21 protein-coding genes are annotated in these 15,760 nt (G+C 68.8%); 10 read left to right on the plus strand and 11 right to left on the minus strand.

Annotated features, from left to right (window positions below):
• The first annotated feature begins 13 nt into the window (after positions 1-13).
• Both AB0E69_RS13865 and AB0E69_RS13870 read left to right on the plus strand, forming a co-directional pair.
• Positions 14-508, plus strand: coding sequence for a SigE family RNA polymerase sigma factor (locus tag AB0E69_RS13865; RefSeq protein ID WP_360144024.1), 495 nt, complete (start codon positions 14-16; stop codon positions 506-508).
• 1 nt (position 509) lies between these two features.
• On the plus strand, positions 510-1,220 hold the full coding sequence (locus AB0E69_RS13870; protein ID WP_360144028.1) for a hypothetical protein: 711 nt from the start codon (positions 510-512) through the stop codon (positions 1,218-1,220).
• Here the strand turns inward: AB0E69_RS13870 and AB0E69_RS13875 are convergent.
• The 4 genes from AB0E69_RS13875 to AB0E69_RS13890 form a co-directional block, all read right to left on the minus strand.
• Positions 1,189-2,028, minus strand: coding sequence for an alpha/beta hydrolase (locus tag AB0E69_RS13875; protein WP_360144031.1), 840 nt, complete (start codon positions 2,026-2,028; stop codon positions 1,189-1,191). The two genes, AB0E69_RS13870 and AB0E69_RS13875, sit on opposite strands and share 32 nt — an antisense overlap.
• Positions 2,029-2,081: 53 nt before the next feature.
• Positions 2,082-2,522 (minus strand): phage holin family protein, encoded by a 441-nt coding sequence (locus tag AB0E69_RS13880; RefSeq protein WP_360144034.1) that lies wholly within the window; start codon positions 2,520-2,522, stop codon positions 2,082-2,084.
• Positions 2,523-2,580: 58 nt separating this feature from the next.
• Positions 2,581-3,795: a Na+/H+ antiporter NhaA gene (gene nhaA / locus AB0E69_RS13885; RefSeq protein WP_360144037.1), complete on the minus strand. Its 1,215-nt coding sequence runs from the start codon at positions 3,793-3,795 to the stop codon at positions 2,581-2,583.
• A gap of 84 nt (positions 3,796-3,879) precedes the next feature.
• The gene (locus AB0E69_RS13890; protein ID WP_360144040.1) at positions 3,880-4,542 is read right to left on the minus strand and encodes a haloacid dehalogenase type II; all 663 of its coding nucleotides are present in this window, start codon (positions 4,540-4,542) and stop codon (positions 3,880-3,882) included.
• Positions 4,543-4,589: 47 nt separating this feature from the next.
• On the opposite strand from AB0E69_RS13890, the gene AB0E69_RS13895 reads away from it, so the two are divergent.
• On the plus strand, positions 4,590-5,171 hold the full coding sequence (locus tag AB0E69_RS13895) for a TetR/AcrR family transcriptional regulator (protein WP_360144043.1): 582 nt from the start codon (positions 4,590-4,592) through the stop codon (positions 5,169-5,171).
• Here AB0E69_RS13895 and AB0E69_RS13900 read toward each other — a convergent pair.
• Positions 5,161-6,111, minus strand: coding sequence for a glutathione S-transferase C-terminal domain-containing protein (locus AB0E69_RS13900; RefSeq protein WP_360144046.1), 951 nt, complete (start codon positions 6,109-6,111; stop codon positions 5,161-5,163). The genes AB0E69_RS13895 and AB0E69_RS13900 overlap by 11 nt on opposite strands.
• Before the next feature lie 199 nt (positions 6,112-6,310).
• Here AB0E69_RS13900 and AB0E69_RS13905 point away from each other — a divergent pair, with 199 nt between their 5' ends.
• From AB0E69_RS13905 to AB0E69_RS13920, 4 genes are all read left to right on the plus strand, one after another.
• On the plus strand, positions 6,311-7,069 hold the full coding sequence (locus tag AB0E69_RS13905) for a GntR family transcriptional regulator (RefSeq protein WP_360144049.1): 759 nt from the start codon (positions 6,311-6,313) through the stop codon (positions 7,067-7,069).
• A gap of 232 nt (positions 7,070-7,301) precedes the next feature.
• A complete protein-coding gene (locus tag AB0E69_RS13910) occupies positions 7,302-7,763 on the plus strand; it encodes a hypothetical protein (protein WP_360144052.1) in 462 nt (153 codons plus the stop codon).
• Between the two features lie 61 nt (positions 7,764-7,824).
• A complete protein-coding gene (locus AB0E69_RS13915) occupies positions 7,825-8,466 on the plus strand; it encodes a mobile mystery protein B (protein ID WP_360144055.1) in 642 nt (213 codons plus the stop codon).
• 109 nt (positions 8,467-8,575) lie between these two features.
• Positions 8,576-8,920 carry a cupin domain-containing protein gene (locus tag AB0E69_RS13920; protein WP_360144058.1) on the plus strand — a complete coding sequence of 115 codons (345 nt, stop codon included), beginning with the start codon at positions 8,576-8,578 and terminating at the stop codon, positions 8,918-8,920.
• A gap of 20 nt (positions 8,921-8,940) precedes the next feature.
• On the opposite strand, the gene AB0E69_RS13925 is transcribed toward AB0E69_RS13920, so the two are convergent.
• Genes AB0E69_RS13925 through AB0E69_RS13940 form a run of 4 tightly spaced genes read right to left on the minus strand, consistent with a single transcriptional unit; the run spans position 8,941 to position 11,156 of the window.
• Positions 8,941-9,342, minus strand: a complete 402-nt coding sequence (locus tag AB0E69_RS13925) for an arsenate reductase ArsC (protein ID WP_360144061.1) — start codon at positions 9,340-9,342, stop codon at positions 8,941-8,943.
• The gene (locus AB0E69_RS13930) at positions 9,339-10,076 is read right to left on the minus strand and encodes an MIP/aquaporin family protein (RefSeq protein WP_360144064.1); all 738 of its coding nucleotides are present in this window, start codon (positions 10,074-10,076) and stop codon (positions 9,339-9,341) included. The genes AB0E69_RS13925 and AB0E69_RS13930 overlap by 4 nt, the downstream gene beginning before the upstream one ends.
• Positions 10,073-10,747, minus strand: a complete 675-nt coding sequence (locus AB0E69_RS13935) for a helix-turn-helix domain-containing protein (protein WP_360144068.1) — start codon at positions 10,745-10,747, stop codon at positions 10,073-10,075. Before AB0E69_RS13935 ends, AB0E69_RS13930 begins: the two co-directional genes overlap by 4 nt.
• Before the next feature lie 46 nt (positions 10,748-10,793).
• On the minus strand, positions 10,794-11,156 hold the full coding sequence (locus AB0E69_RS13940) for a metalloregulator ArsR/SmtB family transcription factor (RefSeq protein ID WP_360144071.1): 363 nt from the start codon (positions 11,154-11,156) through the stop codon (positions 10,794-10,796).
• 76 nt (positions 11,157-11,232) lie between these two features.
• On the opposite strand from AB0E69_RS13940, the gene AB0E69_RS13945 reads away from it, so the two are divergent.
• A complete protein-coding gene (locus tag AB0E69_RS13945; protein ID WP_360144074.1) occupies positions 11,233-12,660 on the plus strand; it encodes an FAD-dependent oxidoreductase in 1,428 nt (475 codons plus the stop codon).
• On the plus strand, positions 12,660-13,883 hold the full coding sequence (locus AB0E69_RS13950) for an MFS transporter (RefSeq protein WP_360144077.1): 1,224 nt from the start codon (positions 12,660-12,662) through the stop codon (positions 13,881-13,883). The genes AB0E69_RS13945 and AB0E69_RS13950 overlap by 1 nt, the downstream gene beginning before the upstream one ends.
• Here AB0E69_RS13950 and AB0E69_RS13955 read toward each other — a convergent pair.
• On the minus strand, positions 13,880-14,554 hold the full coding sequence (locus tag AB0E69_RS13955) for an SIS domain-containing protein (RefSeq protein ID WP_360144080.1): 675 nt from the start codon (positions 14,552-14,554) through the stop codon (positions 13,880-13,882). The genes AB0E69_RS13950 and AB0E69_RS13955 overlap by 4 nt on opposite strands.
• Before the next feature lie 45 nt (positions 14,555-14,599).
• Positions 14,600-15,259, minus strand: a complete 660-nt coding sequence (locus tag AB0E69_RS13960) for an NAD(P)H-binding protein (RefSeq protein WP_360144083.1) — start codon at positions 15,257-15,259, stop codon at positions 14,600-14,602.
• A gap of 70 nt (positions 15,260-15,329) precedes the next feature.
• Here AB0E69_RS13960 and AB0E69_RS13965 point away from each other — a divergent pair, with 70 nt between their 5' ends.
• Positions 15,330-15,683 carry a helix-turn-helix domain-containing protein gene (locus AB0E69_RS13965; RefSeq protein ID WP_360144086.1) on the plus strand — a complete coding sequence of 118 codons (354 nt, stop codon included), beginning with the start codon at positions 15,330-15,332 and terminating at the stop codon, positions 15,681-15,683.
• The last annotated feature ends 77 nt before the right edge of the window (positions 15,684-15,760 follow it).

The following is a 15,760-nucleotide window of genomic DNA, read 5'->3' on the forward strand; positions in this document are numbered from 1 at the left end:
AAGGGGTGTGACGGTGACGACGGATCCGCTCTCATACGACGCCCTGGTGCGGTCGAGCGAGCGGCCGCTGCTGCGTCTCGGGCTGATGCTGAGCGGAAGCGTGCACACCGCCGAGGACCTGGTCCAGACCGTGTTCGCCCGCGCCCATCGCAAGTGGGAGCGGATCGGCACGCTGGACCATCCCGAGGCGTACCTGCGGACCATGCTGGTCAACGAGTTCCTCAGCTGGCGCCGCCTGCTCAAGAACGGCGAAGTACCGCTCGCGGAGCCGATCGAGCATCCGACCACCGAGGACATCAGCGCCCGTCAGGCCCAGCGCGACGCCGCCTGGCGCTTGCTGTCCGTCCTGCCCCGCAAGCAACGCGCGGTCCTGGTGCTGCGGTACTACGAGGACCTGCCCGACGCCGAGATCGCCGAGCTGCTCGGCGTCTCCGCGGGCACCGTCCGCTCCAACGCCGCCCGCGCCCTGGCCACCCTCCGCACCAGCCTCCCCACAGAGGACTCCTGACATGCCCGACCTGACCGACGCCGAGCTCGGCGACCTCCTCCGGGAAACCTTCACGGAGCAGGAGCGCCTGCTCGATCACTTGCCTGAGGCAACCAAACGCCGGCGGTCGCCGGTGCCGGTCCTGCTCGCGGCGGCCGCCGTACTCGCGGTCCTCGCCGGCGTCCTGTACGGCGCCGACCGCCCGTCCCACCCGGCGCCGCCGGCAGCTACCCCCGCGCACAGCGAACTCGGTGACGTCTGGGGTGTGGCGATCGCAACGCTGGCGAGCCGGTACCAGCCGTCCGGAGGCTGGACGGAGGTCGAGGTGATCTCGCGGAACGCCTGGCCCTCCTCACAGCCGCTGGCCACCACCTACCAGGGGGCCACACCCCAGTCGAGGGCCACCCCGGTGACCTTCAGCGACGCAGACAAGGCAGGGATCGAGCAGGCGGTGACGAAGGTCGCCCCGGTGCGCTGGGATGTCGCCGCCGGCGGCACGCGGGTCCAGTCCTGCCGTCCCCAGCGTGCCGCGATCGTCATCGTCGGCCCGGTCGTCCCCAAGGGCGATCGGCAACAGGTCCAGCTCACCCTGCACGACGGTTGCGGCTTGGCCCGGGTCGCGCACTACGTCCTGCAGCAGGCTAGCGGTGTCTGGACGGTCGCGACTGGAGTCGGTCTGGAGGCCGGGACCATGCCATGCGCTATCGCAACCAGTCCACCAGAAGCCTGTTGAACAGCTCCGGTGCTTCCTCGTGGGGGAAGTGGCCGGCTGGGGTGATGAGTTCGTGGCGGAGCGGAGCCGTGACCAGCTCCGGTGGCGTGGTCGCGGTAGGGGAGATGGCCGAGTCCTGAGCGCCGTGCAGCTGCAGGACCGGTACGGCGACCGGCGTACGCATCTGGGCGGAGTACTTGCGCCCGTCCGGCCGCAGCCGTGACCGCGCGAACCACCGGTGATACTCGAGCGCACAGTGCGGAGCCGGCCACACCTGCAGCGCGGCGCGGTACCTTCTCGACGCCTCAGCGTCGGGGAAGGTCCCGCCGGGCGCAGCCCAGGCACGCAGTAGACGCTCGATGTGAATCCCGTCCTGAGCCAGCAGTCGCCGCTCGGGCAGGATCGGCAGCTGGAACCAGGCATTGCGGGTCAGCGCCTGCCTCAGCCCGGACCGCGCCAGCAGCAACGGATGCGGCGCTGACACCGCCGCGAGCCCACGCACCTGCCGCGGTGTCAGCACGGCGGCCGACCAGCCGATGAAGCCACCCCACCCGTGCCCGACGATGATCGCGTCCGTCGCACCGAGCGACCGGATCACCCCGGAGACGTCTGAGGCCGCGGTGTACGGGTCGTACCCGCGTGGCGTCTTGTCGCTGGCGCCGTAGCCGCGCAGGTCCATCGCGACCGCGCGGTACCCAGCAGCGGCCACCACGGGCAGCTGGTGCCGCCAGGCCCACCAGAACTCAGGGAACCCGTGCAGGAACAGCACGAGCGGGTCGTCCGCAGCACCGCACTCGGCCACGTGGAACCGTGCCCCGTTGGCCGCCACCAGCGAGTGCGACCAGGGGCCGTCGACCAGCAGGTCGACGACACCCGCCGGACTCAGCGCCGTACGCCCGACTCGGGGAGCGCGGCGCGCTTGTCGTCGTCGCCCTTGCCGATCGCCTTCAGCGCCTCGACCGACTCCTGCGCGCTCTTGATTGTCCGCTCGGGTGCCTTCGCGCCCTTCAGCGCGCGCATCCCGATCAGCACCAGCACGCCACCGATCACCAGGAACGCCCCGGCCACGATCAGGAACGCGATCGCCGGGTGCAGCCCGGCCGCGGTCAGCCCGTAGGCCGCCGCGATGCAGAGCAGGATCACCGCGAGCAGCGCCAGAAAGGCGGCCGCCGCGAACATCCCGGCACCCGTCCCGGCCGCGACCGCGGTCTTCTTCAGCTCGGTCTTGGCGAGCTCGAGCTCGCTGCGCACCAGGTCGGACAGGTCCTTGCTGGCGTTCGCGACGAGCTGGCCGACCGTGGGCTCGTCCCCGTTCTGCCCCATCGACATGGCACTCCTTCCCGGGCGTCCGTGCTCCGACACTACCTTTTGTGCCGGGCGGTCAGTCGGCGTACGCGCGGTTGCGCCGGGTGAGAAGCAGTACGGCGATCAGCGCGGCGAGCACCGAGCCGACCAGAACGGCCGCCTTCGCCCGCTCGACCTGGGCGAGGTCGTGACCGAACGCGAGCTGCGCGATCAGCAGCGCGACGGTGAACCCGATGCCGGCGAGCACCGAGACCGCGCCGACGTCCCGCCAGGCGAGGTCGGAGTTCAGCTCGGCCTTCGTGAAGCGGGCGGTCAGCCACGATCCGCCGAAGACACCGACGGCCTTGCCGATCAGGAGGGCGGCCGCGATCCCGATCGCGACCGGGTCGGTGAGCATGGTCCGAACCGCGTGCCCGCTCAGCGTCACCCCGGCAGCGAAGAGGGCGAACAGGGGTACGGCGATGCCCGCCGACCAGGGCCGGAGCCGGTGCTCGACGCGCTCGGCGGGGGCGTGCTCCTCGTCCTTGTCGGCGACGACCCGCGTGACCAGGCCGAGTGCGACGCCGGCGATCGTGGCATGGATGCCGGACTCGTGCATGAACCACCAGGCGGCGACGGCGATCGGGATGTAGAGGAACGGCGTACGGATCCTGCGTTTCTGGAGCAGGTAGCAGACGGCGATCAGCGCCAGGGCTATCAGGAGGGAGAGCAGGTGGAAGCCGTGCGAGAAGAACACGGCGATCACCAGGATCGCGCCGAAGTCGTCGACCACGGCGAGGGTGAGCAGGAACGCTCTGAGCGCGCTCGGCAGGGAGGATCCGACGATGGCGAGGACGGCGAGGGCGAAGGCGATGTCCGTTGCCGTCGGCACCGCCCAGCCCTTCGGCTTTCCGTTGCTGGCAGCAAGATTTATGCCGAGGTAGATGATTGCCGGCAGCACCATCCCGGCGATGGCGGCGACCACCGGGACGACCGCCTCGCCGAACTTCGAGAGCGTGCCGACCACGAGCTCGCGCTTCAGCTCGACGCCGGCCAGGTAGAAGAACAGCGCGAGGGCGCCGTCGGAGGTCCAGGCCTCGACGGTGAGCGGGCCGAGCTGGGTGTCGCGGAGGTGGTGGTAGGTATCCTGCCATGGCGAGTTGGCCCAGGCGAGCGCAACCGCGGCGGCAGCGAGTAGCAGGAGGCCACCGGTCGTCTCGGCCCGCAGCGTGTTGGCGAGGAATGCTCGCTCGCGGCCCAGGATGCGGGGAAATGCGCGCTTCTTCTGCCGGATCCGAGGGTGCTGGCTCATGATCAGCCCTTCGTTTCGGGGTCGGTCGGACGGAGCCGACCAGACTTCCCGGCGCACCACGAACCACTTTACCGGAAGGGCGCGCTAGCTCTCCTTCGCCGGAAGGGCCTCGGCGAGGGCCTGGAAGTCCGGCACCGTGACGTCCGGCGTGCGGAAGGCTTTGGGGTACGGCGTCTTCCGGCGGTCGATGTGGATGCCGGTGAGACCGGCGCGCTGGGCGCCGTCGATGTCCCAGGGGTGGACGGCGGCCAGGCCCATGCGTTCGACGGGAACCCCGCAGACGTCGGCGGCGTGCCGGTAGGAGTCGGGGTGCGGCTTCCAGCGCTGCGGCACGCCGACGTCCAGGCGGTGCTCGAGCAGGTCGAGGATGCCGCCGTCGGCGAACACCTGCTGCGACATCGCCGCGGAACCGTTGGTCAGGGTGATGATCCGGATGCCGGCCTCGTGGATCCTGGTCAGACCCGGCGCCACATCCGGATGCAAGGGAAGGGTGGTGAATCCTTTCAGCACCTCGTTGACCACTTCCTCGTCGCTGACACCCAGCAGCTCCGTGAGGATGTCCGCGCCGATCGTCCGGAACTCTGCGTACGCCCCGGCCGCCGTCAGCGCGAAACCGTCCCGCAACGTCGCCGCGAACCACACGTCGAGACTCTCCCTGGGTAGCCCGGCCTGGGCGAACCGGTCCCGGAGCGGCTCCAGGTCGGTCAGCGTCTCGTTGACGTCCAGCACCAGTACGTCGATGTCCACGGCGACTCCCTATCTTGGATCGGTCGTTCCAAGATAGACTCGTCGACGTGGCGGATGTCAAACACTTCGACGAGGCGGCGGCGCTGACCGCGGCCGAGCTGCTGTTCTGGCGGCGCGGGGTCGCGTCGACCGGGATCCAGGACGTGGTCGCGGCGACGGGGCTGAGCCGGTCGAGCCTGTACAACGCGTTCGGCGGCAAGGACGAGCTGTACGCGGCGGCGGTCCAGCGGTACCTGGATCAGCGGTCGCGGCCGATGTTCGAGCGGCTGGCGTCCGACGATCGAGGTCTGGTGGCGGTGAGCGCGTTCTTCGACCGGTTGCTGCGGCTGCGGTGCACGGGCGAGTTCGCCGGGTGGGGCTGCCTGGTGGCGAATGCGCACACCGAGAGCCCGCGGTCCGCCGTACAGGCGTTGCTGGCCGAGCATCACGCCGTACTGCGGCATGCCTTTGCCAACGCGTTGACTGTTGCTGAGCGCAACGGTGAGTTGCATGCCGGGGTGTCGGTCCGGGATGCGGCGGAGATGCTGACGTTGCTCGCCTACGCGGTGAACCTGCGGTCGCGGTCCGGGGCGACGCGGGCGCAGCTACGGGCCGGCGTCGACGGGGCGGTGTCCGCGCTCAAGGTGTGACCCACACCGCCGGGTCCGGGCCCTTGGGGATGATGCCGGTCGGGTTGATGTTGTGGTGCGTCACGTAGTAGTGCCGCTTGATCTGGTCGAAGTCGACGGTCTCGCCGAAGTTCGGGAGCCGGTAGAGGCGGCGCGCGTACGCCCAGAGGTTGGGGAACTCGGTGAGCTTCTGCCGGTTGCACTTGAAGTGACCGTGGTACACCGCGTCGAACCGGACCAGCGTGGTGAAGAGCCGGATGTCGACCTCCCGGAGCGTGTCGCCCAGCAGGTAGTCGCGGTCGCCCAGCCGCTCCTCGAGCGCGTCGAGCCGCGCGAAGAGGGCGTCGTACGCCGCCTCGTACGCCTCCTGGCTGGTCGCGAAGCCGGCGCGGTACACGCCGTTGTTCACGTCGCGGTAGATCTCGTCGATCAGCTGGTCCATCTCCGCGCGGTCCTCGGGGATCAGCCGCGGTGCGTCGGGGCGGTGGTACTCCGTCCACTCGGTGGAGAGGTCGAGCGTGATCTGCGGGTAGTCGTTCGTGACCACCTCGCCGGTCAACGTGTCGACGATCGCGGGCACCGTCACGCGTCCGTCGTACGCCGGGTCCGAGCGCTGGTACGCCTCGGCGAGGAACGCGATGCCGAGCACCGGGTCGCGGCCGTCAGGGTCGAGCGTGAACCGCCAGCCGCGTTCGTCGCGGACCGGGTCGACGACGGCGAGACTGATCGCGTCCTCGAGGCCGAGCAGCCGCCGTACGATGATCGAGCGGTGCGCCCAAGGGCACGCGAGGCTGACGATCAGCCGGTACCGACCCGGCTCGACCGGCCAGCGACCCTGGTCGTCGGGGCCTGCGCCGGGGGCGGCGGTGGAGTCTTTGCTGATCCGGCCGGTGAATCTGTTCCCCTGGCGCTTCCACTCGCCGGCGGACGAGGTCTCCTGCACGAACTGTCCCGGGGTCATAGCGCTAAAAGTACCTTGCTTGGAATTGGCTGAGTGCGGTGGATCGTCACTGGCCGTGAGGTGGCACTGGACGTTACAGTCGGGCTGACAAGATCGTCCGGGACAGTGTGGTCCGGGCGGCTTTACGCGGTACGAAGCACCGCGGCACGCGTCCCCCGGCAACCGGTTTGCCGGGCAGATTCCCAGGGATACTGACCTCATGGCCCGCCCAAGGAACAACCCAGGCGACCTCGCCGAACTCCCGACGGAGCTGCGCACCGATCGGCCGAAGGGTGACCAGATCCGCGAGATTCTGGAGAACCTCACCCGATCGCTGGCCGTCGGCACCGTGCTGCCGTCCGAGCGCGTCCTGGCCGAGCGCTTCGGCGTCGCCCGGATGACCGTCCGGCAGGAGGTGGACCGCGTGGTCGCCGAGGGCCTGGCCGCCCGCCGCCCCGGCGGCGGCACCTTCGTCGCCGAGCCGCGCCCGTCCCGGATGCTCGCCTCGTCCTTCAGCCAGGACATGATCAACCGCGGCATCCAGCCCGGCGCCAAGGTCCTGGAGCACCGCGTCGGTGCCGCCGACGAGGACCTCGCCCGGGAGCTCGAGGAACCCGTCGGCACCCCGGTCCTGCACCTCGTCCGCCTCCGCACCGCCGACGGCGAGCCGATGGCGATCGAACGCACGGCCCTCTCCCTGCACCGTTACCCCGGCCTGGACGAGACCGACTTCGCCGAGAAGTCCCTCTACAACGAACTCTCCAGCCGGTACGCCGTGACGCTCGGCATGGTCTCCGCCTCCATCGTCGCCGCCCCACCCGACCCGGTAGACGCCGAACTCCTCGAAATCGGCACCACCACCCCCTGCCTGATCATCACCTCGGCCCCCCGCACCGCCAACGGCGAAGTCATAGAATTCGGCCGCTCCGTCTACCGCTCAGACCGCTACGACATAACCGTCGCCTACCGAGCCACCTAGACAACCCCACGCCCGCGACTACCTCGCGCCACCCTGGTCAATAAAGCTGCCCGCCCGTTCCGCGGATGGTGGTCCAGGCCGTGTGCATGTCACCTAAGCCTGTGCATGAGAACTCAAGGGCCTGTTATCATTCAAATTGAATGAGAAGGGGTGGCTGATGCCTGTTCGGAAGTCTGTGCTGAGTGCGCGCGCCGCGCATGAGGCTGCGCGGGTTCGGGCGCGGCGAGAGCTGGTGGAGCTGGATCAGCGGCGGTTTGCGGTTGAGCAGGTGGGGGCCGGCTGTAGCCAGGACGCTGTCGCTGAGGCGTTGGGGACCTCACAAGCGCAGATTTCGCGATGGTTGGCGGATGCAGTTGCCCGTCCTCGGTCGCTGGCAGTCACTGTCGACGAGCTGATGAGCCGCAAGCTGGTCGATGACATCTCGGTGCCAGAGCTGCTTGCGCAACTGACCAAGGTCAAGCTCGCCTACGTGAATCCGGACAAGCGGCCGCACTCTGCCTGGGCGAAGGTGCGAGACGCGCATCGGCGCGGGGTGTTGAGCGACGAGGAGACGCATCAGATCGCTCGTCAGACGGCTGAACGAATGGTTGGCCGTGTCAACCGGCACATGGCGCTCGAGGCGCAGTTGGTCAGCGAAGCGGCTGCTGAGCGCTCCGTCAATGAGGCCACGGAACGCCTGCTCGAGACCCTGTGAGAGGCGCGGTCGGTTGTGGGCGTGCTGTGGTGGAGGCGCCGACCGTGAAGGTGTGCTGCCTGTGAGCGTGTTCGACCCGCTCAACCAGCCATACGGAGCCACGCCGGTTGAGGAGGAGGACCGGCAGTACCTTCTGGCGCCTCATCAGGGCATCGAAACGATGGCTGAGCTCAACGACATCGAAAGCCGCAACATCGCCGATGCCCGGTTCTGGATTCGGGACGAGGCACTCGATGTGCCTGACCTGCTGTCAGTTCCTGGGCAATGCGAGATTCATCGGCGGATGTTCGACCAGGTGTGGGCTTGGGCCGGGCGCGTTCGCACCCGTGAGCTCAGCGTTGGGATCGAGCCCTATCGAATCCGGGAGGACTGGCCTGCTGCAATTGGCGACGCGGCGTACTGGGTCGAGAATCAGACCTTCAGCCCAGCCGAGGTGATCCTGCGGCTGCATCACCGAACGGTTCAGATCCACCCGTTCCAGAACGGCAATGGACGGCACGCGCGCATCATCGCCGAAGAACTTGCGCTTGGCCTGGGTCTGGGGGAGGACTGCTTCTCCTGGGGAGCACATCTGCAGGTAGGCCTCGAGGAGCAGCGGGCGGCGTACCTCGACTCGCTGCGGCGGCTCGACAGAAATCCAGACGACATCGGACCACTTATGCAGTTTGCCGTGGACCCGCAGGCCGACAACACCTGGACCTGAAACACCCCGAGCTGCGAGGTCGGCGAGGTGGGTTGTGGATTTGTCGGGGGTGGGATCACGATGGATCGCCGGCCTGGTTGGGCGAGGTTTTTACGGGGAGGACAGCGCGATGAGTGATGAGCAGGTGGTGCCGGAGACAACGGGTGTTTCGGTGGAGTTGCTTTCGGTGGTTGAGCTTGGGGGCGAGGTGGCGGGGATGGAGGGGTATCAGCTTCGGACGCGGCGGTTTACGTTTGCGGCGGGGGCGGTTTTTGGGCCGGTTCATGATCATGTGGGGCGGCCGGGGTCTGTTTATGTGCTCGAGGGGACCATTACTGACCATCGGGACGGCATCGCGACCGACTACGGGCCTGGGCCTGGGTGGCCTGAGGATCGTCGGACAGTGCACTGGCTCGAGAACAGAGGGGCTGTTCGGGCCGTGGAGGTTTCGATCGATATCGTTCGCTCGGCCTAGCGATTTGCCGGGTGTGTAGGTCAGGACGGCAGTAGGTCCGCCAGGAGATTTTCGATGTGCGTGCGGATTTCGTCGCGGACTTGGCGGACTGTCTCGATTGGTTGGCCGGCTGGGTCGGTGAGCACCCAGTCTTCGTAGCGTTTGCCGGGGTAGAAGGGGCAGGCGTCTCCGCAGCCCATGGTGACTACGACGTCGCTGTCTTGGACGGTTTCGGCCTTGAGGAGTTGCGGGACGGCCTCAGTGATGTCGATGCCTACCTCGCGCATTGCCTCGACTGCTACAGGGTTGATCTGACGAGCGGGCTCGGAACCGGCGGACCGGACCTGGACGCGGTCGCCGGCCAGGTGGCGCAGCCAGCCCGCGGCCATCTGCGAACGGCCGGCGTTGTGGACGCAAACGAAGAGAACACTCGGCTTGCTCACGAAGCTGCTCCCACGGTTTCGGTGTGTGAAGTCACGGCGTCGCCGGCGGCGCGGCCGGCGTGGGGATAGAGCAACGCGAGCAGCCCGAGCCCGACGACGGCACCAAGGATCTGGAAGGCGACGAAGCCGGGGACCGAGCTGGGTGCGATGCCGGCGAAGGTATTGCTGAACGCTCGCCCGATGGTGACTGCCGGGTTCGCGAACGAGGTGGACGACGTGAACCAGTACGCCGACCCGATGTAGGCGCCCACGGCAACGGGTGCCAGCGAAGCGCGGTTCGTTGCGGCGAGCGCGAAGATGAGCAGGATCAGTCCCGCGGTGGCGACAACCTCACCGAGGTACAGGTGGCCGGCCCCGCGATGCGTCGTCGACCAGGACACCGCGGCGCCGCCGTACATGAGGTTGGCCAGGATCGCTCCCACGACTCCACCGGCGATCTGCGCGGGGATGTAGGCCAGCAGTTCCTGCAGGGGCAGGCCGTTGCCCGTACGGAGTCCGAGCCACCAGTCGGCCGCGGACACGACCGGGTTGAAGTGCGCGCCGGACACCGGGCCGAGCATCAGGATCAGGACCGCCAGTCCGAGCGCGGTTGCGAAGGCGTTCTCCAGGAGTTGGAGGCCGAGGTCGTTGCGGGACAGGGATGCAGCGGCGATCCCCGAGCCGACCACGACGGTGACGAGGAGGCCGGTGCCGAGTCCTTCGGCGAGCGCGCGCCGCCAGAGAGGTGCCGTCATCTGTGGCTCGTTGAGATGGCCGCTGACAGGCGGTCGATGCGGCCGGAGAGTTCGTTGTACGCCGCTTCGAAGGCTGCGTCGGTGTCGATGGGCGCGGGATCGGGCACCGACCAGTGCAGCCGCGGACGCTGTTCGGGTGGCAGGTGCTCGTAGGCGTTGTCGCAGACCGCGACGAGGAGGTCGTCACGCCGTACGACGTCGTCGAGGTGCGCCGTACGCCAGCCAGTGGAGTCCAGTCGGTGGCGACGCGCGACCTTCAGTGCGCGCGGGTGGACTCGCTCGGCCGGCTGGGTGCCTGCGGAGACGCCGGGTACGTGGCTGCGCCGAGACCAGATCGCCGCGGCGAGTTGCGAGCGAGCCGAGTTCTGCGTGCAGACGAAGACGACTCGCTTCGCTGCGATCAGGGCGGGGGAGGCGATGACGGACAGTGCCTCAGGCAACAGTCGCACATAGGTACGCCGACGATCGCCCTCGGATCGTGTCCGCGTGATCAGGCCGGCCTCCTCCAGCACCTTCAGATGGTGCGCAACCAGGTTGGTCGGCAGGTCCAGCGCAGTACCCAGCTCGCCGGGCGCGACATCGCCGGCTACCAACGTGTCAACGATCGCCAGGCGTGCCGGGTCGCCGAGGGCCGCGTGGACGCGAGCTCGCGATGTCAGATCAGTGTTCATTGACTCAATATTTACTGAGGTATTAGAGCTGGGTCAAGCCGACAGGTCAGTGCGCGAGCTCCGGGGCGGTCAGCAGGGTGGAGATCCACTTCAGGCGTTCGGGCACCGGCCAGTAGTAGACCCAGGTCCCGCGTCGCTCGCAGTCGACGAGGCCGGCCTCGCGGAGGACCTTGAGGTGGTGCGAGATCGTCGGACCACTGACGTCGAACTGCGGCGTCAGATCACACACGCACACCTCGTCCCCCGCGGACGTGATGATCGAGAACAGTCGCAGCCGGATCGGATCGGCGAGCGCCTTGAAGACCGCCGCGCCCTCCGTGGCTCCGGCCGCATCCAGCGCCGCATCGGAGATCGGCGCGCAGCAACCGCCGCCGGCGACGGGCGTCAGGGCAATCTCCTGTTTCGACATGGATCTATCTTGACTCCTGTCTAATCAGCAGGCAAGCTGCTGTTGTTTCGATGATCTTCTAGATAGGGGTTGGATCGTGGGCGAACGAACAGCGGCGCCGGTGGTCGTCATCGGTGCGGGGCCGATCGGCCTGGCCGCCGCCGCGCACCTCGCGGAGCGGGACCTGGACTTCGTCGTACTGGAATCCGGTCCGGGGGTCGCGGCGGCGATCGAGGAATGGCGGCACGTGAAGCTCTTCAGCCCGTGGCGCTACGACATCGACAGCGCGGCCCGGCGACTGCTGGAGCAAGCGGGCTGGACCGAGCCCGACCTTGGCGTGCTGCCCGCCGGTGGTGACCTCATCGACGCGTATCTGGAGCCGCTGACGAAGACGCCGGCGTTGAACGACCGGATCCGCTACAACGCCCGCGTGGTCGCGGTGACGAGGGTCGGCTTCGATCGAGTCCGCAGTGCTGGGCGGGAGGCCGCGCCGTTCCTGATCCGGCTGGCCGACGGGACCGAACTGCTCGCGTCGTCCGTGGTCGACGCCGCCGGCACCTGGCGCAAGCCGAACGTCCTCGGCGCCTCCGGCATCCCGGCCCGCGGCGAGGCGGCGTACGGCGGCGAGGCCTACGGCGGCGAGGTGGCGGCGTACGGCGGCATCGCGCACGCGCTCCCCGACGTACTCGGCGCGGACCGGGAGCGCTACGCAGGTCGCCGTACCGCGGTCGTCGGCGCCGGACACTCGGCCGCGACGACGCTGCTGGACCTCGGCGAGCTGGCGCAGGAGGTGCCCGGGACAGAAGTGGTGTGGGTCGTGCGCGGCACGGACCAGGCCCGGACGTACGGCGGTGGCGAGGCCGACGAGCTCCCCGCGCGCGGTGCCTTGGGCAGCCGACTGAAGAGGCTGGTGCAGTCCGGCCGCGTCGAGTTGGTGAGCTCGTTCCGCATCGAAGCCGTCGACCGTACGGCCGATGGACGGGTCGAGCTGGCCGCGGGTGAGCGCCGGGTCGTCGCCGACACGGTGGTCAACTCCACCGGCTTCCGGCCCGACCACGACATGGTGTCCGAGTTGCGCCTGGACCTCGACCCGATCCTCGGCTCCACCCGCGCCCTCGCGCCGCTGATCGACCCCAACAAGCACTCCTGCGGCACCGTGCCTCCGCACGGTGTCGACGAGCTGGCGCACCCCGAGCCCGGGTACTACGCAATCGGCGCGAAGTCCTACGGCCGCGCGCCGACGTTCCTACTGGCAACGGGCTACGAGCAGGCGCGGTCGGTCGTCGCCGCCCTGGCCGGGGACTGGGAAGCCGCGCGCGACGTCCAGCTCAACCTGCCTGAGACCGGAGTCTGTTCCTCCAACCTCGCGTACGGCGCTACGTCCGACGAGACCGGCGGCTGCTGCGGCCCGGCGCCGCAAGCGGTCGCCACCCCCGCCGCCCGCGGACTCGCCACCGGCATCAGCGGCGGCCTGCTGACGGTCATCGAGGACGACACCACCAAGTCCTCGGGCTGCTGCGGCTGATGCCTCCGGCAACCTCCGCGACCGCCCGCACGACCAGCGGTCGCGGAGGTATCCGGCGTGACGTGGTGGCAGCACTCGCGATCACCACGACCATCAGCTACGGCACGCTGTACTACGCGTTCAGCGCCTTGCTCGATCCGATGCGCACCGCGCTGGGGATCTCGACGACTGTCGCAACCGGTGCCCTGACGACGGCATCGCTCGTCAGCGCGGTCCTTGGCGTCCCGGTCGGGCGCTGGCTCGACCGGCACGGCGGTCACGCGCTGATGACTGTTGGCGCGGCTATCGCTGCCGCATCGTTGCTGGGGTGGTCGCGGGTGCAGTCGCCGGGCCAGCTGTACGTCGTATTCGTTGCCCTCGGTGTCGCGTCGGCGATGGTGCTCTATCCGCCGGCGTTCGCGGTCATCGTCGCCGTCACAGCACCGGAACGCCGTACGACGGCTCTCCTCGGCGTGACGCTCGTGGCTGGATTCGCGAGCTCGATCTTCATCCCGCTCACGGGCCAGCTCATCCACGCTTACGGCTGGCGGCATGCCCTGGTCGTCCTGGCCGCCGTAGTCGCTGTCGCGACCATCCCCCTGCATGCGTTCGTACTGCGTTCCGCGCCGCCACCTGCACCGCGCCAATCACCCACGGCTCGCCCCGGCCGAGTACTGCGCGACGCGGGCTTCTGGCTGCTCGCAGTCGCGTTCGTCCTGCACAGCTCGGCGCTCGCGGTCATCGGCGTACACCTCGTCAGTTACCTGACCTGGCTCGGACACACGCCCACGACCGCCGCAAGACTGACCGGTCTCCTCGGCCTGCTGTCGGTGACCGGCCGCGTCACGGTCACGATCCTGCGCCGATGGTTGTCCATCACCTCGATTACCGCCGTCATCGTGTGCGTGCAAGGCGCCGCCCTCGTACTCCTGCCCGCCGCCGGCCACAGCATCGCCGGCGCCGCCGCCTGTCTGACCGCCTTCGGCCTCGGCTTCGGAGTCGCCTCCCTCGCAAAACCAGCCATCGTCCTCGACCGGTACGGCGACCACGACTACGCCACGATCGCCGGCATCCTCGGCACGCCAATCACCATCGCTACCGCAACCGCGCCCCTTGCCGCCGCCGCTCTCGCCACCACCCTCGGCTACACCCCACTGATCCGGACAGCGGCTGCCACCTGCATCCTCGCCGCCTTGGCCCTCACCGCCGCCCGCTACCTCCCACCACCGGCCACAGGGCGCTAGATGTTGAGGCTGCGGAGGATGTTGGGGGGTTGGTTGCGGGTTGCGAGGGTGGTGACTACCTCTACTGTCAGGGCCTGGAGCAGTAGGGCGCCGATCATGGTGCTGGTGGGCCCGGTTGGTTCGGGAACGGTGGGGACGGTGATGATCGCGTCGCCGGGGAGACCGCAGTTGTCTATTACTACGTCGGCGGTTTCGTAGAGGTGCAGGCCGCTGGGGGCACGCGAGGTGGTTGCTGTCGAGTGGTCCATCGAGGTCAGGGCGATGACTTTGGCGCCGCGGTCGCGGGATCCTAGGGCGAATTCGACGGGGACGGCGTTTCGGCCGGAGTTCGAGGCTATGAGGACGACGTCGTCGGCTGCTACCGGGTGGGTTTGCAGCAGGGCTTCGGCCAGGCCTGGGAGGCGTTCCAGGAGGGAGCTTTTCTGGAGGCCTTCGTGGAGCATGAGGCTTGGTTCGAGGATGGCTCGTACGTCGGCCAGGCCGCCGGCTCGGCCGTAGAGTTCTTCGGCCAGCGCGTGGCTGTGGCCGGTGCCGAAGACCCAGAAGGTGTGGCCGGCGGACAAGGCGTCGGCGACCAGGTTGGCGGCGACGCGGATCGCACCCAGCTGGGAATCTGCTGCTTGGTGAGCCAGTTGCAGGGCTTTGGTCAGGTATTCCTCGGCGCCAGGCATGCGCCGAACCTAACCGGCGGACAGGCCGGCGAGCGAGTAGGCAAGTTAGACCACTCCGATGGCGGTGGCGTGGTGAGTGGGGTGGTCGATCTCGTCGATCAGCGCGACGGCCAGGTCGGCGTAGGTGATCTGGGCGGTGGCGTCAGCAGGGGCGACTTGGTAGCTGCCGCGGGGTGCCTCGGTGTGGTCGAAGTCGCCGGCGGGAGCGATGGAGACCCAGTCCAGACCGGAGGACCGGAAGATGTCCAGAACGGTCTGGTGCGCCAGATAGAACGGTCGGTACTCCTGGGGATACCCGGGCCGATCCATCAGCAGTACGCCGTTCGCGGTCGGGAGGATCGAGGCCAGTCCGACCCAGATCAGCCGAGGTACGGCAGCCTTCTCCAGAGCCGAGACCAGGGCGCGCGCGGCCGCTGGGAAGAACGTGGACGGGTCGGAACTGCCGTCGTACACGGCTGCGACCACCGCGTCGTGTCCGGTCGCAAGGATCGCCATGCCGGCAGCGTCGGTCACGTCTCCGGTGCGGATCCTGTCGGCGAGCTCACCGTCGCCCGCTCCTCCCTCCGAACCGGTGACGCCGGTGACGCCGGTGAGCTCGGGGCTTCGACGGGCGACGCCCGTGACCTCGTGGCCTCGGCGGCGGGCCTCCTCGATGGCGGCGCGGCCGGCTCGGCCGCGGGCGCCGATGACGAGAATCTTGCTCACTGCAACCTCCTGGTGTCGGGGCTGGAAACGGTAGGAGGTGGGGTGGTTACCGATCGGATACCTTGGTGAGGTGGAGGCATTGCGGGCGGACATGTTCGAGGAGATCTGTCCGTCGTCGTTGCTGCCCTTCCGGGTGGGCGGCGACAAGTGGGCCGGGCTGGTGATCCGGTGCCTCGAGGGTGGCCCGCGGCGGTACTCCGAGCTGCGCGTGCCCTTGCACCGAGTGAGCCCGAAGGTGCTGACCCAGTCGCTCCGCACGCTCGAGCGCGACGGGTTCGTGCTGCGGACGGCGTACGACGAGCCCTCCCGGCGAGTCACGTACCAGCTCACCGACCTCGGCCGCAGCCTCCTCGGCCCCCTCGATGCAGTCTGCGCATGGACCGAGAAACACTGGGACGAGTTACTCGACGCCCGCGAGTCCTAGCCACCCAGGCTCGTGGCCGGGAGCAACTGGATTGTCTCAGCCTCGTGAATCCGCAGCAGCGCGCCCGTTGTAGGTCC

Source organism: Kribbella sp. NPDC026611 (genome assembly GCF_040638345.1).
Lineage (GTDB): Bacteria > Actinomycetota > Actinomycetes > Propionibacteriales > Kribbellaceae > Kribbella.

Excerpts from the sequence above, each read along its gene's own strand:
- AB0E69_RS13940 (WP_360144071.1), bottom strand. The coding sequence starts at position 11,156 with ATGTCGAAACAGGAGATTGCCCTGACGCCCGTCGCCGGCGGCGGTTGC.
- AB0E69_RS13930 (WP_360144064.1), bottom strand. The coding sequence starts at position 10,076 with ATGACGGCACCTCTCTGGCGGCGCGCGCTCGCCGAAGGACTCGGCACC.
- AB0E69_RS13920 (WP_360144058.1), top strand. The coding sequence starts at position 8,576 with ATGAGTGATGAGCAGGTGGTGCCGGAGACAACGGGTGTTTCGGTGGAG.
- AB0E69_RS13880 (WP_360144034.1), bottom strand. The coding sequence starts at position 2,522 with ATGGGGCAGAACGGGGACGAGCCCACGGTCGGCCAGCTCGTCGCGAAC.
- AB0E69_RS13955 (WP_360144080.1), bottom strand. The coding sequence starts at position 14,554 with ATGCCTGGCGCCGAGGAATACCTGACCAAAGCCCTGCAACTGGCTCAC.
- AB0E69_RS13905 (WP_360144049.1), top strand. The coding sequence starts at position 6,311 with ATGGCCCGCCCAAGGAACAACCCAGGCGACCTCGCCGAACTCCCGACG.
- AB0E69_RS13870 (WP_360144028.1), top strand. The coding sequence starts at position 510 with ATGCCCGACCTGACCGACGCCGAGCTCGGCGACCTCCTCCGGGAAACC.
- AB0E69_RS13935 (WP_360144068.1), bottom strand. The coding sequence starts at position 10,747 with ATGAACACTGATCTGACATCGCGAGCTCGCGTCCACGCGGCCCTCGGC.
- AB0E69_RS13950 (WP_360144077.1), top strand. The coding sequence starts at position 12,660 with ATGCCTCCGGCAACCTCCGCGACCGCCCGCACGACCAGCGGTCGCGGA.
- nhaA (WP_360144037.1), bottom strand. The coding sequence starts at position 3,795 with ATGAGCCAGCACCCTCGGATCCGGCAGAAGAAGCGCGCATTTCCCCGC.
- AB0E69_RS13900 (WP_360144046.1), bottom strand. The coding sequence starts at position 6,111 with ATGACCCCGGGACAGTTCGTGCAGGAGACCTCGTCCGCCGGCGAGTGG.